The 18551-nt window shown below is 59.2% G+C and carries 18 protein-coding genes; 13 read left to right on the top strand and 5 right to left on the bottom strand.

Features of this window, described 5'->3' with window-relative positions:
- Positions 1–11 precede the first annotated feature (11 nt).
- From WFP06_RS05555 to WFP06_RS05525, 7 genes are all read left to right on the top strand, one after another.
- Complete coding sequence (locus WFP06_RS05555) at positions 12–410, top strand: DUF1049 domain-containing protein (protein ID WP_336986232.1); 399 nt, start codon at positions 12–14, stop codon at positions 408–410.
- Entirely contained in the window at positions 407–1081 is a 675-nt protein-coding gene (pyrF, locus tag WFP06_RS05550; protein WP_336986231.1) for an orotidine-5'-phosphate decarboxylase, read from the top strand. The genes WFP06_RS05555 and pyrF overlap by 4 nt, the downstream gene beginning before the upstream one ends.
- 30 nt (positions 1082–1111) lie before the next feature.
- Positions 1112–1747: a phosphoribosylanthranilate isomerase gene (locus WFP06_RS05545; protein ID WP_336986230.1), complete on the top strand. Its 636-nt coding sequence runs from the start codon at positions 1112–1114 to the stop codon at positions 1745–1747.
- 8 nt (positions 1748–1755) lie between these two features.
- Positions 1756–2988 carry a tryptophan synthase subunit beta gene (trpB, locus tag WFP06_RS05540; protein WP_336986229.1) on the top strand — a complete coding sequence of 411 codons (1233 nt, stop codon included), beginning with the start codon at positions 1756–1758 and terminating at the stop codon, positions 2986–2988.
- Positions 2989–3247: 259 nt separating this feature from the next.
- Positions 3248–4033, top strand: coding sequence for a tryptophan synthase subunit alpha (trpA, locus tag WFP06_RS05535; protein ID WP_336986228.1), 786 nt, complete (start codon positions 3248–3250; stop codon positions 4031–4033).
- Positions 4030–4878 (top strand): acetyl-CoA carboxylase, carboxyltransferase subunit beta, encoded by an 849-nt coding sequence (gene accD, locus WFP06_RS05530; RefSeq protein WP_336986227.1) that lies wholly within the window; start codon positions 4030–4032, stop codon positions 4876–4878. Before trpA ends, accD begins: the two co-directional genes overlap by 4 nt.
- A gap of 90 nt (positions 4879–4968) precedes the next feature.
- A complete protein-coding gene (locus WFP06_RS05525; RefSeq protein WP_336986226.1) occupies positions 4969–6261 on the top strand; it encodes a bifunctional folylpolyglutamate synthase/dihydrofolate synthase in 1293 nt (430 codons plus the stop codon).
- On the opposite strand, the gene WFP06_RS05520 is transcribed toward WFP06_RS05525, so the two are convergent.
- Entirely contained in the window at positions 6258–7976 is a 1719-nt protein-coding gene (locus tag WFP06_RS05520) for an AmpG family muropeptide MFS transporter (protein WP_336986225.1), read from the bottom strand. The genes WFP06_RS05525 and WFP06_RS05520 overlap by 4 nt on opposite strands.
- A gap of 121 nt (positions 7977–8097) precedes the next feature.
- Between WFP06_RS05520 and WFP06_RS05515 the strand changes: the two genes are divergently transcribed.
- The 3 genes from WFP06_RS05515 to rsmD are packed head-to-tail and all read left to right on the top strand — an operon-like array spanning position 8098 to position 10576.
- Entirely contained in the window at positions 8098–9207 is a 1110-nt protein-coding gene (locus WFP06_RS05515; RefSeq protein ID WP_336986224.1) for an aromatic ring-hydroxylating oxygenase subunit alpha, read from the top strand.
- Positions 9208–9239: 32 nt separating this feature from the next.
- On the top strand, positions 9240–10037 hold the full coding sequence (locus tag WFP06_RS05510) for a pseudouridine synthase (RefSeq protein WP_336986223.1): 798 nt from the start codon (positions 9240–9242) through the stop codon (positions 10035–10037).
- The gene (gene rsmD / locus WFP06_RS05505; protein ID WP_336986222.1) at positions 10034–10576 is read left to right on the top strand and encodes a 16S rRNA (guanine(966)-N(2))-methyltransferase RsmD; all 543 of its coding nucleotides are present in this window, start codon (positions 10034–10036) and stop codon (positions 10574–10576) included. The genes WFP06_RS05510 and rsmD overlap by 4 nt, the downstream gene beginning before the upstream one ends.
- Before the next feature lies 1 nt (position 10577).
- Here the strand turns inward: rsmD and WFP06_RS05500 are convergent, their stop codons facing one another.
- Both WFP06_RS05500 and WFP06_RS05495 read right to left on the bottom strand, forming a co-directional pair.
- On the bottom strand, positions 10578–11009 hold the full coding sequence (locus tag WFP06_RS05500; RefSeq protein WP_336986221.1) for a GFA family protein: 432 nt from the start codon (positions 11007–11009) through the stop codon (positions 10578–10580).
- Between the two features lie 54 nt (positions 11010–11063).
- Positions 11064–11333 carry a hypothetical protein gene (locus WFP06_RS05495; protein WP_336986220.1) on the bottom strand — a complete coding sequence of 90 codons (270 nt, stop codon included), beginning with the start codon at positions 11331–11333 and terminating at the stop codon, positions 11064–11066.
- 132 nt (positions 11334–11465) lie between these two features.
- Between WFP06_RS05495 and WFP06_RS05490 the strand changes: the two genes are divergently transcribed.
- Positions 11466–13784: an ATP-dependent helicase gene (locus tag WFP06_RS05490; protein ID WP_419716215.1), complete on the top strand. Its 2319-nt coding sequence runs from the start codon at positions 11466–11468 to the stop codon at positions 13782–13784.
- Between the two features lie 23 nt (positions 13785–13807).
- Here WFP06_RS05490 and WFP06_RS05485 read toward each other — a convergent pair whose 3' ends face one another.
- Positions 13808–15319: a DEAD/DEAH box helicase gene (locus WFP06_RS05485; protein WP_336986219.1), complete on the bottom strand. Its 1512-nt coding sequence runs from the start codon at positions 15317–15319 to the stop codon at positions 13808–13810.
- 130 nt (positions 15320–15449) lie between these two features.
- Complete coding sequence (locus tag WFP06_RS05480) at positions 15450–16016, bottom strand: hypothetical protein (RefSeq protein ID WP_336986218.1); 567 nt, start codon at positions 16014–16016, stop codon at positions 15450–15452.
- A 210-nt stretch (positions 16017–16226) separates the two neighbouring features.
- Here WFP06_RS05480 and WFP06_RS05475 point away from each other — a divergent pair, with 210 nt between their 5' ends.
- Together WFP06_RS05475 and WFP06_RS05470 are read left to right on the top strand one after the other, a co-directional pair.
- Entirely contained in the window at positions 16227–17675 is a 1449-nt protein-coding gene (locus tag WFP06_RS05475; protein WP_336986217.1) for an FAD-binding oxidoreductase, read from the top strand.
- A gap of 70 nt (positions 17676–17745) precedes the next feature.
- A complete protein-coding gene (locus WFP06_RS05470; RefSeq protein ID WP_336986216.1) occupies positions 17746–18522 on the top strand; it encodes a SapC family protein in 777 nt (258 codons plus the stop codon).
- Positions 18523–18551 lie beyond the last annotated feature (29 nt).

Below are 18551 nucleotides of genomic sequence, written 5' to 3'. Positions count from 1 at the left end.
CGGAGCCCCCAATGCAAATAGTCCGTTCGCTTATCTGGATCCTGATTCTGGTTGGCCTGATCGCTTTCAGCCTTGCCAACTGGAACCCGGTCGAGGTGAAAATCTGGGAAAACCTGATTCTTGAAACCAAGGTTCCCGCGCTGGTGATCATCTCCTTCATGCTTGGCCTATTGCCGATGTGGCTGGTGCACCGCGGCACCAAATGGCGCCTTGGCCGCCGGATCAGCGCGCTGGAAGGCGCGGCTCAGGCCTATGCCGTTTCGGCGTCTGCTCCTGCTGTGAACGCAGCCGATGTCGATGCGGGTGATTCTGTTGCGCCAATGCCGGATCGTCCGGCGGAAAATGCCGACCCGGATAACAGCCAGGACAACGGCCCCGATAACAGCCGCACCACCGGCACATGGACGTGACCAATCCCATCTATCTTGCCCTGGATATGCCGCAGCTCGATGATGCCGTGGCGATGGCCAGGAAAGTAAAAGGCCATGTCGGCGGACTGAAGATCGGTCTGGAATTCTTTTGCGCCCACGGCTCGCACGGGGTGCATGAAATTGCCCATGTCGGGCTACCGGTCTTTCTTGATCTGAAACTTCACGATATTCCTAACACCGTGGCGAGCGCGATGCAGGCTCTGCACGTGCTCGAACCATCGATCCTGACGGTTCATGCCAGCGGCGGACGATCCATGATGGAAGATGCCAAGGCCGCTGCCGCAAACGGGACAAAGGTTGTGGCTGTTACCGTCCTCACCAGTCTGGACGAACGCGATCTGGCCAGAACCGGCGTAACCGGCAGCGCGCATGATCAGGTGCTGCGGCTGGCCGATCTGGCGCAGGACGCGGGGCTGGACGGGATTGTGTGTTCCGGTCAGGAAGTCGGATCAGTGCATAAACAGTGGAAGGACGGATTTTTTGTCGTTCCCGGACTCCGGCCTGCCGGTTCGACCATAGGTGATCAGAAGCGTGTGGTAACCCCGCGCAAGGCCCGCGACGATGGGGCCAGCGTGCTCGTGATAGGGCGGCCGATCAGCCGGGCAGATGATCCGGTTGCTGCCGCCAGAGCGATCGGGGCAACGCTTTAATCCTCTCAAAAGCATAGCAAAGCACAAACCATGACAATCCAGATCAAGATCTGTGGCCTGTCCACACCCGAAACCGTAGATGCCGCGGTGGATGCCGGCGCGACCCATATCGGCCTGGTCCATTTCAGCCCCAGCCCGCGCCATGTCAGCCTGGATCAGGCCGCTGCGCTGCGCCGCCGTGTTCCCGGGCGGGTCAAAGTGGTTTTGCTGACCGTGAACATGGAACCTGCGCCATTCACTGCTGCCATTGATGCAGTCAGGCCCGACATAATCCAGTTCCATGGTAATGAAACGACACAGTGGTTGGCGCTTGTCAAACAGCATGCGCCATACCAGCTTTGGAAAGCTGTTGGCGTGAAAAACCATGAAACGTTCGAACGCGCGCGCAAATGGGATGGTGTGGTGGACCGCCTGCTATATGATGCACCCGCTGCGGCACTGCCCGGCGGAAATGGCCTGGCTGTCGATTGGTCGCTGTTTTCAAAAGGTGGTTTGCCCAATATCCCGTGGGGCCTCGCTGGCGGACTGAATCCAGCGAACGTCGCCGATGCCATCCGCCAGACAGGCGCTGAACTGGTCGATGCGTCGAGCGGTCTTGAAAGCGCCCCAGGTATCAAGGAAGTGGACAGGATTAAGGCGTTCTGCGAAGCGGCCCGCGGCGCATAGGAGCCCTTATGAACACCCAACCGAATTCATTCCGAACCCAGCCCGACGAACGCGGTCACTTCGGCGATTACGGCGGCCGCTATGTCGCAGAAACACTGATGCCGCTCGTCCTCGACCTGGAGAAGGAATATCGCGCGGCGCAGGCCGATCCGGCGTTCAAGGCCGAGTTCGACGATCTGCTCGAACATTATGTGGGCCGCCCATCCCCGCTTTATTATGCAGAACGGCTAACCGAAGCGCTGCGCGGTAGCGCCAACAAGGGCTCCGGCGCGCAAATCTGGTTCAAGCGCGACGAGCTCAACCACACCGGCGCGCACAAAATCAACAATTGCATCGGGCAAATTTTGCTCGCGATACGCATGGGCAAAACGCGGATTATTGCCGAAACCGGCGCAGGCCAACACGGCGTGGCGACGGCTACGGTTTGCGCGCGGTTTGGCCTGCCCTGCGTAATCTATATGGGCGCGACCGACGTTGCGCGCCAACAACCCAATGTGTTTCGCATGAAGCTGCTGGGCGCAGAGGTCATTCCTGTCACCAGCGGCGCAGCGACGCTGAAGGATGCCATGAACGAGGGGCTGCGCGACTGGGTCGCCAATGTCCATGACACATTCTACATCATCGGCACCGCCGCCGGGCCGCATCCCTATCCCGAACTGGTCCGCGATTTCCAAAGCGTGATCGGTAGGGAAGCGCGTGTGCAAATGCTTGAGCGAACCGGGCGCCTGCCCGATCATCTGGTCGCCTGCATCGGCGGCGGGTCGAACGCGCTCGGCCTGTTCCACCCCTTCCTCGACGATGCCGACGTCAAAATGCTTGGCGTAGAGGCGGCTGGCCACGGGCTGGACAAGCAACACGCCGCCAGCCTGACCGGCGGCGCACCCGGTGTGCTCCACGGCAACAGGACCTATCTGCTGCAGGACGAAGACGGCCAGATTACCGAAGGCCACTCGATCAGCGCGGGCCTCGACTATCCCGGCATCGGCCCCGAACACGCCTGGCTGAAAGACATCGGCCGCGTGGAATATACCAGCGTCACCGACAAGGAAGCGCTCGACGGTTTCCAGCTGCTGTGCCGCACCGAAGGCATCATCCCCGCGCTGGAACCAAGCCACGCCATCGCCGCAACGGCAGAACTGGCGAAGGAACTGCCCGAAGACCAGATTATTCTGATGAACCTGTGCGGACGCGGCGATAAGGATATTTTCACTGTCGCCGAGGCGCTTGGGGTGGAAATATGAAGCGGACGCAGCGCGCCATATTCGTTGCTTGGGTGGTTTGGACAATGTTTTGGCTATACCGAGCGACCCTCTGGAGTGGGTCAAGTCACGACAAAATCTGCGACGATGATAACGCCTTTGCCATTGCCTTTTGCAAACAACAATCGGAGAGATTTTGGGTGGCGGGGGACTATGTGTTTTACCTTCTTGTTATCATTGGCATCCCGCTAGGATTATTTCTGATACTAAAAGTCTTTCGCTGGGTCTCAGAGGGCGAGTCATGACCCGCCTCTCAAACGCATTTGCTTCCCCCGCCCTCGTCTGCTTCGTCACTGCCGGTGATGGCGACACGGCGGCCAATCTTGACGCGCTGGTTGCAGGCGGGGCGGATGTGATCGAGCTGGGGATGCCCTTTACCGATCCGATGGCCGATGGTCCCGCGATCCAGAAGGCCAACCTCCGCTCGCTGGCCAAGGGCACGACCACCGCTGGCATCTTTGCCATCGCAACCGCCTTTCGCGCACGGCATCCCGATGTGCCGCTGGTGCTGATGGGTTATGCCAATCCGATGGTGCGGCGCGGGCCGGACTGGTTTGCCGATCAGTGCGAAGCAGCAGGCGTCGATGGCGTCATTTGCGTCGATATTCCGCCCGAGGAAGACGATGCGCTCGGACCGCAGCTGCGCGCAAAGGGCATCGCCCCCATCCGCCTCGCCACGCCGACCACCGATGCAAAGCGCCTGCCCACCGTCCTCCGGGGATCGGACGGGTTTGTCTATTACGTATCGGTCGCGGGTATCACCGGACTGCAGCAAGCCGCCACCGCCAGTATCGAGCACGCTGTCGCCAAGCTGAAAGCCGCCACCAACTTGCCGATCGCGGTGGGTTTCGGTGTCCGCACTCCCGATCAGGCGGCGGCAATCGCCAAGGTGGCAGACGGCGTCGTCGTCGGCTCTGCCTTCATCGATCTGGTGGAGGAGCATGGTGACAATGCCCCTGCCGCGCTGCAGGAACTTGCCGGCGCGCTTGCCAATGCAGTGCATAATGCGCGAAAGGCCGACGCATGAACTGGTTTTCCCGTGTCCGAAATTCGCTGCCCTTCGTCCCCAAGCGGGAAACGAAGGATAATCTGTGGGTCAAATGCCCCGGCTGCGCCGAAATGGTGTTTGAAAAAGAATATAGCGAAAACCTCAACGTGTGCCCGCGCTGCGACCATCATGGCCGCCTCGGCGCAGACCAGCGGCTGGCGCAAATTCTTGATCCCGGCTTTGAGTTGATGCCCATGCCAGACGTTATCGAAGATCCGCTGAAGTTTCGCGACAGCAAGAAATATACCGACCGGCTGAAACAGGCGCGCGCAAAAAATCCGCACAGCGATGCCTTTAGCGTCGGATCCGGATCGATCGAAACCCGCGATGCGGTCGTCGGGGTGCAGGATTTCCACTTTATGGGCGGGTCGATGGGCATGGCGGTCGGTAATGCTTTTTGCGCGGGTGCCGAACGCGCGCTCGCGCGGCATTGCGGCTATATCGTGGTAACCGCTGCTGGCGGTGCGCGAATGCAGGAGGGTATTCTCAGCCTGATGCAGATGCCCAAGGCTACGGTGATGACGCGCCGCCTGAAACGCGCGGGACTGCCCTATATCGTCGTGCTGACCGATCCGACCACGGGCGGCGTTACGGCAAGTTACGCGATGCTGGGCGATATCCAGATAGCCGAACCCAATGCACTTATCGGATTTGCCGGACAGCGCGTGATCCAGGACACCATCCGCGAAAAATTGCCCGAGGGGTTCCAGCGGGCTGAGTATCTCCACAAACACGGGATGGTCGATATGGTCGTACCGCGAGATAATCTGCGCTCTACCCTGGCTACGCTGCTCGATTATCTCGTTCCTGCGCAAGCTGCGTAGTTCTCGACTCTGCGGCAAGGGCTGGAATCGCTTGCTTCAGCGGCAGGACTATATGAGAGCGATGCCGGGATTTGCCGGAACGACGTGTCCATGAAAGATTTTGCCATTTCCGACGATCCGGCCGTGCAATTGCAGCTTGACCGGCTGGGTGCGTTGTCTCTGCCCGATGGACGGCTGGGACTTGAAACAATCCGTGCCCTGCTCGCCCGTCTGGGCAACCCGCATAACAGCCTGCCGCCTGTGTTCCATGTTGCCGGAACCAACGGTAAAGGCTCTACCTGTGCGCTCTTGAAAGCTATGCTCGAGGCTGAAGGCCTGTTAGTGCACGCCGCCACAAGCCCGCATCTCGTGCGCTATAACGAACGTATCCGAGTTGCCGGAAACCTGATCGATGACAGCGTTTTGGCCACAATACTTGCCGAAGTGCTGGACGCAGGCGCAGATCTGCACCCCAGTTTCTTCGAAGCCACCATCGCAGCCAGTTTTCTGGCGTTTTCGCGCACACCCGCCGATGCTTGCGTGATCGAGGTCGGGCTGGGTGGGCGCTTCGATGCGACCAATGTCATTGGCACCCCGGCGGTATGCGGGATTGCGGCGCTGGGCATCGATCACGAACGATTCCTTCTGGCGCCTGAAGAGGGCGTCCCAAAAGACCCCATGGCGCGCATTGCCTTCGAAAAAGCCGGAATAGCAAAGCGCGGTACCCCGCTGGTGACGATGGCTTATGACGAGGCGCAGCATGGTGCGATTGCCGACGTGGCCGCATCCGCCGGTGCACAATTGCGCGATGAAGGCCGCTGGTGGAATTATGACGTCGCGGACGGCGGCGGCATTGCTTACCGCGACAAAGACGGCACCTTCACGCTGCCTGCACCCGCGCTGCCCGGTGATCACCAGCGCGCGAATTGCGCCCTCGCCACTGCGATGATCCGCCATCAAAGTGCCGTGAAGGTTTCCCTGCCAGCAATGAGAAAAGGCGCACGCCGCGCAAACTGGCCCGCACGGATGCAAAGGCTGGCACCCGGCGCTGTCACGGGAACCCGGCAGGTTTGGCTCGACGGCGGGCATAACCGGAACGCTGGCGAAGCAATTGCCGCGCATTTCCACGGCCGGCGCATCCATCTGATACTCGGTATGATAGCCAGCAAGGATCCCGCCGCCCTGATCGCGCCGCTTGGCGACAGTATCGCCAGCCTGACGGTCGTGCCGATCGATGGGCAGGACTTCCATCCGGTCCGGAATTTCGGGCCACGAGCGCGCTCAGCGGCCGATGTCGCCCGCGCCATCGCAGCGCTACCGGACGATGGCTTGCCGGTGCTTATTGCGGGCTCGCTCTACCTCGCGGGCAACGTGCTCAAATTAACGGGTGAATTACCCGATTAGGCATTCTTGAGCGCCGTGATATCCATCCCCGATGCTGCACCGAGCCGCCGCACTCGCGCCCATTCGATGAGACACAGAACCACCGCAATCCCGCCGATCCCAGTGGTCAGCAGAAACACGTCGAAATAGCCGCGATCTTCGATGATTTTACCCAATGCGCCGCGCCCCAATGTGCCGACCAGCAGCGTCAGCGAACTGAGCAGCGCATATTGGACCGCGCTGTAACCCTTCGCCACGATTGAAGAAAGATACGCCACAAACGCAGCCCCTGCGATCCCCACTGCCAGATTTTCGGCGCCGATTGCCATCATCAGTTTCGCAAGCCGCGGATCGCCGCCCATTTGCGTGACGAGCCACGAAAAACCGGTCGCATCGCTTACTGCCTGCATTACCGCCCCGCCGCGCGCCAGATCGGCGTAAAGAAGATTGGTTGCAGCCGCGATTACCGCGCCAAACGTCAAGGTGACCATGCGCCCGATCAGCGTCAGCAAGGCGCCGCCCGCCGCCAGACCCAGAATCAATGCGCCAACGCCAAAGAATTTGGATGCTATCGCAACCTCGTCCTTGGAATATTGCAGCTCGCCCAGGTAAAACGGGTAGGCAAAGCTGCCCCAGATGGCGTCGGTAATCCGGTAAGTCAGCACCAGTGCAATCACGATGATCATGGCCCAGCCCAAACGCCCCACCAGCTCCGTCAGCGGGAGCACCAGCGCACGGTACCCGTGATCGATCAGACGCTCGAAACCGGTTGCAACCGGCGCAGCCTCGCTCAGCACATGCAGCCCTTTTTTGCGCCTGCTTTCCAACCATGCGGCGATAATCGACGGGATGACCACGGTTGCGATCACCACCAGCGGCCCCTGCGTGCTGACAAACGCCACCGAATCGGGGCGCGATTCGGGATCGCTACCCAGCGATCGCACCATGAAAACCAATACCGTGATCAGTGCCCAGCCCCACAGCAGGGCAACCGCGCCCAGCGCATAGGCGCGAACCCTGGGCTCGATCTGGCCGGCATCGCGCAGTTCGGCGAGGCTATCGGCATCGGCTTCGACGGTTGCGGCAGTTTGCTGGGCATCGGGCGCAAACAGGCCAAGCAGACCGACCACGAGCAGAATGCCGCCCATGGTCATATACACTGCGGGCCAGCCCATCCGCTCCGCCATGAACAGGGCCAACGCCCCGCCAACCAGCGCGGCTATCCGGTAACCCATTTGATAGACTGTCGAGAGAATATCGATTGTCGCCACTTCGTCCGCCACATCCACCCGCCACGCGTCGATCACCACATCCTGCGTGGCACTGGCAAACGCGCCGATACCCGCAAGCAGGGAAAACCAGCCGAGTGCACCAACCGGGTCGAGCGTTGACAGGACGACCAGAATTACCCCGAGCAAGACCTGCGCAGTCACAATCCACTGCTTGCGTTTTCCCAGTCGCCTCAGCAGCGGCAGATCGACCCGGTCAAGCAACGGTGACCAAAGGAATTTGAACGCATAGGCGAGCCCGATCAGCGAAAACACACCCATGGTTTCAAGATCTACCTCGGCGTCAGACAGCCACGCGTACAGGGTGCCCAGCAGCAGTGCATAGGGTAAACCGGCCGCAAAACCGAACAGCAGCATATATCCTGTCTTGGGATTGTTCAGCGACGTAGCAAGTTTGCGCCAACCCGGTTTTTTGACAGTGTCTTCGGCGGCAGCGGTGGTGGCCATCGGGCGGCGTCCTTCCCCGTGAATTGGATTTGTGCCAAACTAGCGGCAAGCTGGTTAATGGGAAGAGCGGATGAACGAAGCTGGAACTGCGGCAAGGCGCTTATCCCCGACTGCGGGCCAAATGGCGCTCGCGGAGGCAATCGCCATAGAAACAGTGCGCGGCGATGGCGAAATTGCGCGTGTGCCCGCCGCCGTCTATATCGATCCGGCACATTGGCAGCGCGAAAAGGCCGGGCTGTTTGATCGACTGCCGCAAGTGCTATGCCCGTCGGCTTTATTGCCCGATGCCGGAATGGCGGCCGCACATGACGCGACAGGCCGCCCGCTTCTGATAACGCGCGATGATGCCGGAACTGCGCGCGTGTTCCACAATGTTTGCAGCCACCGCGGAACCCGGCTCGTCGAAGGAAACGAAGTGGTCTGCGCCAAGCGCCTCGTTTGCCCGTACCATGCCTGGACATACAAGCTGGATGGCAAGCTGCTCGCGCTGCCCCGCCCCGAAACATTCCCCGGGCTCGACAAGTCCGGCTATGGCCTGGCGGAACTGCCCTGTCTGGAATCTGGCGGTCTGATCTGGTTTTCGCCGTCCCCGGCGGCTGACTTTGGCGAAGCCGAAATGCTCGGCAAGGATCTCGATGCGTTCGCGTTGGCCGACCATCATCTGTTTGCTCGCAGAACCCATCACGTTGCGGGTAACTGGAAGCTCATCATGGATGCGTTTCTCGAAAGCTATCATGTGCAGCGGCTCCATGCCGCAACCATCGGCAAAATGTTCAAGGACGGGATCACCGCAGGCGACATGATCGGCCCGCACGCCCGTTCGGCCGTGGGCCGCGCCGAAGAATTGAACGACATCGATTTCGCCGATATGCGCCAGCTACGGTCGGTCATCACCTTTGCCTATCAACTGCTGCCGGGCACGATAATCATCGCCAGCCCGGATTACATCAATGTGATGACGCTGATGCCAAGCGCGCATGATCATACCGTGGTAGAGGATTTCATGCTCATCCCCGAGGCACCGACCACGCAAAAGGCGCAGGATCACTGGCAGCGGAGCTGGGAATTGCTGGATACCGGCGTATTTGCGGCCGAAGATTTTCGCGCCGCCGAACTTGGCCAGCAGGGTCTGGCAAGCGGAGCGGTCAGTGAAATCACTCTCGGCACGCTGGAGACAGGTATCCACAGGTTCCATGAAACCGTGCAGGAAGCATTGCGCGGAGTTAACTAGCGCGCGCCTGTCATTGGCGCTAAGCGCCCGCCATGCCCAAATATGATCCTCTCGCGCCGTCAGGTTCCGCAGATGCCCGCCCCGAAGGCGAACGTATTGCCAAATTGCTCGCCCGCGCGGGTGTCGCCAGCCGCCGCGAGGTCGAACGGATGATCGATGCCGGCAGGGTTTCGATTGATGGCAAGGTGCTCGAGACGGCTGCAACGATTCTGCCCAATCTGAACGGGGTTACCGTTGACGACAAGCCGGTTGGCCGTCCGGATGCCACGCGGCTGTTCATTTTTCACAAACCCGCCGGACTGCTGACTGCGGAGCGTGATTTTTCGGGCCGGGCCACGATTTACAACGCGCTGACCAACGCACTGCCCAAAGGCACCCCGCGGCTGATGCCTGTGGGGCGGCTCGATCTGAACACCGAAGGTTTGCTGCTGATGACCAATGACGGCGAGCTCAAGCGCGCCATGGAATTGCCGTCCACCGGGATGCCGCGCAGATATCGTGCCCGCACATTCGGCGGAATTACGCAGGCGCAGCTGGAAGAACTGATTCACGGGATCACAATCGATGGTGTCCGCTACGGCCAGATCGATGCCAATCTTGAACGCGGTGCGGGCGCGAACCAGTGGGTCGAAATGACCCTGACCGAAGGTAAAAACCGCGAGGTTCGCCGCGTTCTGGAGCATTTTGGGCTGGAAGTGTCCCGCCTGATGCGGCTTGAATACGGGCCGTTCAAACTGGGCAATCTGGCGCGCGGTGCGGCGGTCGAAGTGGCGCAGGTCGAAGTCGAGCGGATGCGCAAGGAGCTGGTCAAGAAGAACCTGCGCAAATGAGAGTAATTGCGGGTGACTGGCGCGGACGCAAATTGATCGCTCCCAAAGGCGTGGCCACGCGCCCGACCGCTGACAGAACGCGCGAAACGCTGTTCAATATGCTCGCCAGCCGGGTGGGCAGTTTTAATGATATGACGGTCGCGGATCTGTTTGCAGGATCGGGGGCGCTGGGCCTGGAGGCGCTGTCACGCGGCGCAGGTTCATGCCTGTTTGTGGAAAATGATGGCGAAGCGCTAAAAGCGTTGAAAACCAATGTTGCGGTATTGGGCGCAGATCGCAGGGCTATCGTCCAGTCGGGATCTGTTATGTCATTGGGGCCGACCAAAGTGCCGCATGACCTGATTTTGCTGGACCCGCCCTACCACACCGGCGCGGGCATCGTGGCGCTTGACCGCCTGATCAGGCTGGGCTGGATCGGGCCGCAAACGCTGATCGCGGTGGAAACCGCGTTTAATGAAGATGTCGCAGTGAGCGGCCTTGGTGCCGAAACCGAACGCAAAGTTGGCAAAGCCAAGATCACATTGCTGCGACCCGAGTGAATTATTCCTGCGGGGGATAACGCTCGAACGCGGCAAGTTCGTGCGCGGTTTCCATCCACGGTAACCGCTCTGCCGTTTGGACCTGTATTTGAGCAGGCAGATTTTCCGGCTCGTCGAGCGTGCCGGTTTGTACATCCACCAGACCCGGCAGCATTTCGTCATTGGTATAAAACAGACCCGTCCCGCATTGGATGCAGAAATGTCGCCGGGCATGTTCGGATGAAGCAAATACGGCCGCGTCGCCGCCAATCGCAAGCTGGTCCAGTGTCATCATGGCCCAGCCCACCATCGGCGCACCAGCGCTGCGGCGGCAATCGCGGCAATGGCACAAAGCGTGGTTTAACACCTCGCCCATGATTTCATAACGAATCGCGCCGCAATGGCACCCGCCGGTCATCATGATTCGTGTCCCCGCAAATGAATTATCGGACATAGTTGCCACGCGGCAGCGCCTGTTTGCAAATGGCGATACCGCGTTTTGACCGGCCTACTTCTGGCTGGCAGGTTTGCCGGGCCAGTAATCCAGTTCGCGGTTACCCCAGTTCAATCCTGCGGAGCGCGGGTTGATGCAGCCATCGGATTTGTCTTTTGTGCACACGGCATATTCCTGATCGCCGATCCGGATCATGGTGGCTTGCCCTTTTGCGTTACGCTGCGTCACCTCGGCCTTTGGTTCCATGTGATCATCGGCCAATGCGGGCGAAACGGCGGCGACAGCCAAACCTGAAGCGGCCAGCGCGATTAGGAATTTTCTCATCTTAAGTCTCCGGATAAAGCGAACGCATTGCTGATTGAACGCTGCAGCGGGTGCCGGGTTCCGCGCGGGGCCGTGCCAGTGGCACAAACCCTTGCCGCGGGCATATTCGTTCCCTAACTGTTCACTCAGCCCATGACTGACAAAAACACCCTGCCCGTCCCGACCGGACTGCCCGGCCGCGATACTGCCCCGCCCTATGCCGCGATGCTCAACGATCCGCAGCGCGAAGCAGTGCTGACCACCGAAGGGCCGGTTTTGATGCTGGCGGGTGCCGGTACGGGCAAGACCGCGGCGCTGACTTCTCGGATGGCACATCTGATTGCCATGCGGCTGGCATGGCCCAGCGAAATTCTGTGCGTGACATTTACGAACAAGGCCGCGCGCGAAATGCGTGAACGGGTCGGCAAACATATTGGTGAAGCTGTCGAGGGTATGCCCTGGCTTGGCACGTTCCATTCGATCGGCGCCAAGATGCTGCGCCGCCATGCAGAACTGGTCGGCCTGAAAAGCAATTACACGATTATCGACACTGACGATCAGCTACGACTGCTGAAACAGCTGATCCGCGACAATGATCTGGACGAAAAACGGTGGCCGCCGCGTCAGCTGGCCGGTCTGATCGACCGCTGGAAGAACCGCGGGCTCAACCCCGGCGATCTCGATGCAGCGGAAAACGAAGCATATGCGGACGGCCGCGGCAAACAGATGTACCAGATCTATCAGGACCGCCTCAAGGCGCTCAACGCCTGCGATTTCGGCGACCTTCTGCTCCACATGCTCAATATATTCCGCCAGCATGATGACGTGCTGGGACAATACCAGAAACGCTTCAAATATATTCTGGTCGATGAATACCAGGACACCAATCAGGTCCAGTATCTGTGGCTCCGCCTGCTCGCGCAATCTCGCAAGAATATCTGTGTGGTGGGTGATGACGATCAGTCGATCTATTCCTGGCGCGGCGCGGAAGTTGCCAATATCCTGCGCTTCGACCGTGATTTTCCCGGAGCGAAAGTCGTAAAGCTGGAACAGAATTACCGTTCCACGCCCGACATCCTTGCTGCAGCTTCGGGCCTGATCAACGCCAACAGCCAACGGCTGGGCAAGACGCTGTGGACCCGGGTCAGCGGCGGCGACAAGGTCCGCGTCATCGGCGTCTGGGACGGCCCCGAGGAAGCGCGCCGCGTTGCCGAAGAAATCGAACGGCTGGAACGCGAAGGTGCGTCGCTGAATGAAATCGCAATTCTGGTCCGCGCCCAATACCAGACCCGCGAATTCGAAGACCGTTTCATTCAGGTCGGCCTCAATTACCGCATCGTTGGCGGTTTCCGCTTTTACGAGCGCGCCGAAATCCGCGATGCGCTCGCCTATTTGCGCGTTATCGCACAGCCCGCCGACGATCTGGCGTTCGAGCGGATTTATAACCAGCCCAAGCGCGGATTGGGGGCAAAAACGCTGGAGTCGATGCACCGCCATGCGCGGGCGACAAATATGCCGCTGGCTGCGGCATCGCTCGATCTGGCTGATAGTGACGAATTGCCGAAACGGGCAAGCAGTACGATCGGCAATCTTATGCGCCAGTTTCTGCAATGGGGCGAAATGGCGCAGGCGGTAACACCGGCAAATCTGCTGCGAACGGTCATGGACGAAAGCGGCTATACCGAGATGCTCGAAAAAGAACGCAGTCCCGAAGCTGCCGGCCGGATCGAAAACCTTTCAGAGCTTGCCCGCGCCATGGAAGAATACGAAACTTTGGGCGACTTTCTTGAACATGTCGCTCTGGTGATGGACAACGAGGGATCGGCGGAAGATGAAAAAATCACCATCATGACCATTCACGCCGCCAAGGGGCTGGAGTTTGACAACATATTTCTGGTTGGCTGGGAAGAAGGTGTGTTCCCCAGCCAACGCTCGCTTGATGAAGGCGGTCTGGCCAGTCTGGAGGAAGAGCGGCGGCTTGCTTATGTGGCGATCACACGGGCAAAACGGCATTGCACGATCCTGTACGCCGCCAACCGGCGCATTTACGGCCAATGGACCAGTTCGATACCCTCGCGTTTTATCGACGAATTGCCGGACGATCATGTTGAAAAGGAAACCACCATGTCCGGCGGTGCGTCGCTTTGGCGGGCAAATTGGTCCGAGAGTGATGACCCGTTCGCTCATGTGTCAAAAGCTGCGCCCGACCGCGGCAAGCAGCGCGGGCCCGGCTGGCAGCGCGCATTATCGACAGGGTACGACACCAAACCAAAGCGAATTGCAGAAACCGGCCGCAGCGCTGCCAGCTTCGCTGCAAAACCGCGCAGCGACATTGTGCTGGGTGCGCGCGTGTTCCACGACAAATTCGGTTACGGCACGGTAATCAGCCAGGAAGGCAACAAGCTGGAGATAAATTTCGAGGCAACCGGCGTAAAACGCGTGATCGACAGCTTCGTCGAAAATGCGGCCTGAGAGCGAGCCGGCCCGGATGAAAGTCAGCTGGCGGAAACATCCAGAAAACCGGGCACCGGACCGTTCCATTCGTCATCATTCTTCGAAGCCGGTTTGGCTTGCGCCGGCTTTTCGGGCTTCGCTGATTTAGCCGGCTTGGCCTGCTTGCGTTCGGCCTGCTTGCGTTCGGCCTGCTGCGGCGCCCCGGATGTGTCACCGTCCTGCCTTGGTTCACGAGACTTTCTGGGCTCGCGCGCCTGTCTGGGTTCACGGCTTTTCCTGGGTTCCCGGCTTTGCGGCAGGGCGACACTTTCCGCCTTCCCGCTGTCATCCCTGGGTGCCCGTTCCGGCTTCGAGCGTCCCGATCCGGACTTGCCCTTCGCGGCTGCCGCAGGTTTGTCGGCTCGCGGCGGCCTGGCAGTGGTTTCGGAGCGCGTTCCGCTGTCCATCGAATATACCGGGATGACCATGCCGGTCAGTTTTTCGACATTCTCAATTGCTTCGGCGTCTGCCGGGGTAACAAATGTGAACGCCTTGCCCTTGGCACCCGCCCGACCTGTCCGGCCGATGCGGTGCACATAATCGTCGGGATGCCACGGCGTGTCGTAATTGATCACGTGGCTCACGCCCTTGATGTCCAATCCGCGCGCGGCAACATCGGAAGCAACAAGAATGTTGATTACCCCGTCTTTGAAGCGCTGCAATTCGGCATTGCGGGTGTTCTGGTCGATATCGCCGTGAATCTCGCCCGCCTTGAAGCCATCACGGTTGAGCGACTTGGCCAGATCGCGCACGGTGGTCTTGCGGTTGGAGAAAACAATCGCAGTGGTCATGTCATCCTCGCGCAATAGCGAACGCAGCACGTCCTGCTTTTTACGCGGCGCTACCATAACCTTGTTTTGCTGGATATTCTCGCTGGTTGACGCTGCACGCGACACCTCGATCCGCTTGGGATTATCGAGGAACTTTTCCGCCAGCCGCTCGATCGCGGGCGGCATCGTGGCCGAAAACAGCATCGTCTGGCGGGTGGTGGGAAGTTTGTCGCAGATGAATTCGATATCGGGGATAAAGCCCATATCCAGCATCCGGTCTGCCTCATCGATCACCAGCAATTCGCAGCCGGTCAGCAAAATCTTGCCGCGCTCGAACAGATCCATCAACCGGCCCGGCGTGGCGATGAGAACATCGACACCCTCGTCCAGCGCCTTGACCTGTTCGCCCATTTGAACACCGCCGATAAGCAGCGCCATCTTGAGATCGTGGTTGATACCGTATTTCTCGAAATTTTCGGCAACCTGCGCAGCGAGTTCGCGCGTGGGCTCCAGAATAAGCGAGCGAGGCATCCGTGCGCGGCGCCGGCCGTGGCTGAGCACGTCGATCATCGGCAGCACGAAACTGGCGGTTTTGCCCGTACCCGTCTGGGCAATGCCGAGGATGTCTTTCATCATCAGCATCGGGGGAATAGCCTGTGCCTGAATAGGCGTCGGCTCTGTATAGCCTGCGGCATCTACTGCCTGCAGCAATTCGTCGGAAAGGCCGAGATCGGCAAAGTTCATGTAATCATATTGTCCGGTATGGGGGCCATCGGCCCGATTGACGCATTCGCCCGTATTTACGGAACGTGCGTTATTCCGCCGCGCCCTTCGGCTACAATAGCTTGAAAGTCAAGAATCGGGCTTGAAAAGGCTAAGTGCCAGCCGGAACCAGGGTGCGAAACTTGCGCACCTCGCAACTGGTGCCGACGCGGGATTTCAACCGGTCACGGGAAATGCATAATTTGCCGTCCGCCTCACGATCGACATAAAATCCCGAATAAAAATCGCGCGCATTGCATTTCTTGTTCAGGTTGGCGCGAATGATCTGCTTGTCGCGCATGAACAGGAGCAGACGGTTTTCACGGTCCACCTGAACCGCGCCGATGCGGTCGAGATCGAGACAATCGCCCGTTTTGCGCGCTTCATAAGCGGGGCCAAGATCGCGGATTGCCGTTTCTGCGAGCAAGCTGTTACGCCTGTCGGCAACCCGCGGGCTGATCCGGATTGTGACACGGCGCTCTATACGAACCTGTGATTGCCCGGGCGCGCGCAGAACTTCCGCAAATATACGCCACGCCGGGGCCGCGGCGGTGCCGGTGGCGGCCTGATCCATAGACAGCGCCCGATCAGACCCGCCATCCGGGCCATCGGTGTGACCAGCCGGGTGCCAAGGTATAAGCAACGCTAGCGGCGCAAGCATAGCTACGACATAATTCATCTGGTCTGCAGCCTGCTCCAATTATCTGCCGGCGGCCAAGCCGAAAATTCGATCTATAAATTTCTCATAACTCCAACAATTGAATGTTCGCTTAACCCTTGGACAGATCTGTCCGGTCAATCGACACATCGGAGCGTGTCTATGGACAGTCTATAGACACGCTCACACTAATGCTGGCAGAGCAGCCCGGTCCTGTGCCAAATGACACCTATGAGCGAGAAAAACGGGTTTTTGTCCGCCGCGGCAGGACTTCTGGGCGATAAGGGATTTACCCGCGATCCCCACACCATGCAGCCGTGGCTGAACGACTGGCGCGGGCGATATTCAGGCGCGGCGCTGGCATTATGTTCACCCCGAACGACCGCCGAAGTTTCGGCCCTTGTCAAGCTGTGTGCGGCGCATCGGATTGCCGTTGTGCCGCAAGGCGGAAACACCGGAATGAGCGGCGGAGCAACGCCTGATGACAGCGGCACTGCGATTGTCCTGTCGCTGCGCAGGATGCATTTTGTTCGCGGTTTTGACGTGTCAAACCGTCAGATAACCTGCGACGCAGGCCTTATCCTGCAAAATTTGCATGACGTTGCAGAGGCGGAAGGGCTCCGCTTCCCCTTGACGCTCGGCGGGAAAGGTTCTGCCACGGTTGGCGGTTTGATATCCACCAACGCCGGCGGAACCCAGGTCCTGAGGCATGGGACCATGAGGGGGCAGGTTCTTGGCCTTGAAGCAGTCATGGCCGATGGTGCCATTTTTGGCGCTTTGACGCCGCTCAAGAAAGACAATCGCGGATTCGACCTCAAGCAAATGTTTATCGGATCAGAGGGAACGCTTGGCATTGTGACGGGTGCGACGCTCCGGCTAATTCCGGCACTAGCTGACCGGAGGGTTATCTGGGCCGGTGTCGAAAGCATCCACAAAGCCCGCGAGTTGCTGCTTCATTGCGAGGAAGTTGCCGGCAATCTTCTCGAAGGATTTGAAGTGATTCCGGAACACTGCCTGATCGCTGTCCTTGATCATTTGCCGGGGGCGCGCTCGCCGCTCGAAAACGCCCATCCGTGGTACGCACTGATAGAAATTGCGGCAGATAAAAGCAATGCCGGCAAGTTGGCCGCAGTTACAGACCGATTTATGGAAACTGCACTGGAAAAGCAATTGCTTAGCGATGCTGCTTTAGCGGCGAACGAAGCGCAGGCTGAACATATGTGGCACTTGCGCGATTCCATTTCAGCATCCGAACGGGCAATCGGGCCGGCCATGCAGCATGACATATCCGTACCGCCCGAACGAATGGCCGATTTCATTGCCGATACCGCGCCATGTGTCGAACAAAGGTTTCCCGGAACCGCCGTTGCTGCATTTGGACATCTTGGGGATGGAAATGTCCACTTTCATGTGCTTGCCCCGCCCGGTGCGCGGCCCGGTATCTGGGAGGAGCGTGAAGGTAAGCTGATAAGCGCGTTCGTCCATGACAGGGTCACTGCCGCAGGCGGTTCGATTAGCGCAGAACATGGAATCGGCCAGATGAAACGCGACGAACTGGGCCGGCTGGGGGACCCGGTGGCACTGGCTTTGATGCGGTCTGTTAAGCGTGCTCTGGATCCGTCGGATTTGCTGAATCCAGGCAAACTTGTACCGCTTGCGCCATCGACAAACTGCGCCTAAAGCGCGCGCTTCGCGCGTGCCGGTATGCCCGCTGTACGCACCCTAGATTATCAGCTTCCGGAGAATTTCCATGGCCAGCGCGCCTCCGTCTAACTTGCCTTTGATGTACAATGATTTGATGCCGCTCAACAGCCGCGACCACTCCACATGGAAGGCACGGACCAGCGAGACAGCACCTTGGCTGGTAGGCCAGCACGCAATCCCGCTCACGACTGACGAATTCATTCAGGCACAGCGCAACTTTCCGATTGTATTTGCCAGCGGCGACGCACCCACTCCGCTCGCCTTGATGGGGCTGAACGAAGGCGTGAATACGTATATCGATGCTGATGGAAAAGTTTCCGATCCGGTTTACATACCTGCCTATGTCCGCCGCTACCCGTTTCTGCTCGCCAAACTTCAGAAAGACAGCGAGGAAATGTCGCTCTGTTTCGATCCGACGAGTGACGTAATTGGCGAGTTTGACGAAGGTGTGTTGTTGTTTGACGAAGAACAAAAACCGACCCCGCGAACAAACGATCTGCTGAAGTTCTGTCAGCAATTCGAAGAAGCCGGACAGCGCACGAGGGCATTTGTAGAAGAGCTCCAGAAGCACGATCTCCTGATGGAAGGCGAAGTCGCGATTTCTACGAAGCCCGAAGACGACAAACCATACGTTTACCGCGGCTTCCAGATGGTAAATCAGGAAAAACTTCGTGAAGTGCGCGGTGACGTGTTGCGGACCTGGAATCAAAACGGTTTGATTACGCTTATTTACGCGCATCTGTTCTCGATGAACCTGATGCGTGACATTTTTGCGCGCCAGGTCGATCAAGGCAGTGCGCCGAAAATTACCGACGCTTCATAAGGGCTTGAACTAATCGGCTCGCGGTTCTG

The organism is Altererythrobacter aquiaggeris, from assembly GCF_037154015.1.
Classification (GTDB): domain Bacteria; phylum Pseudomonadota; class Alphaproteobacteria; order Sphingomonadales; family Sphingomonadaceae; genus Aestuarierythrobacter; species Aestuarierythrobacter aquiaggeris.
This window is presented reverse-complemented; position numbering and strand designations above follow the sequence as displayed.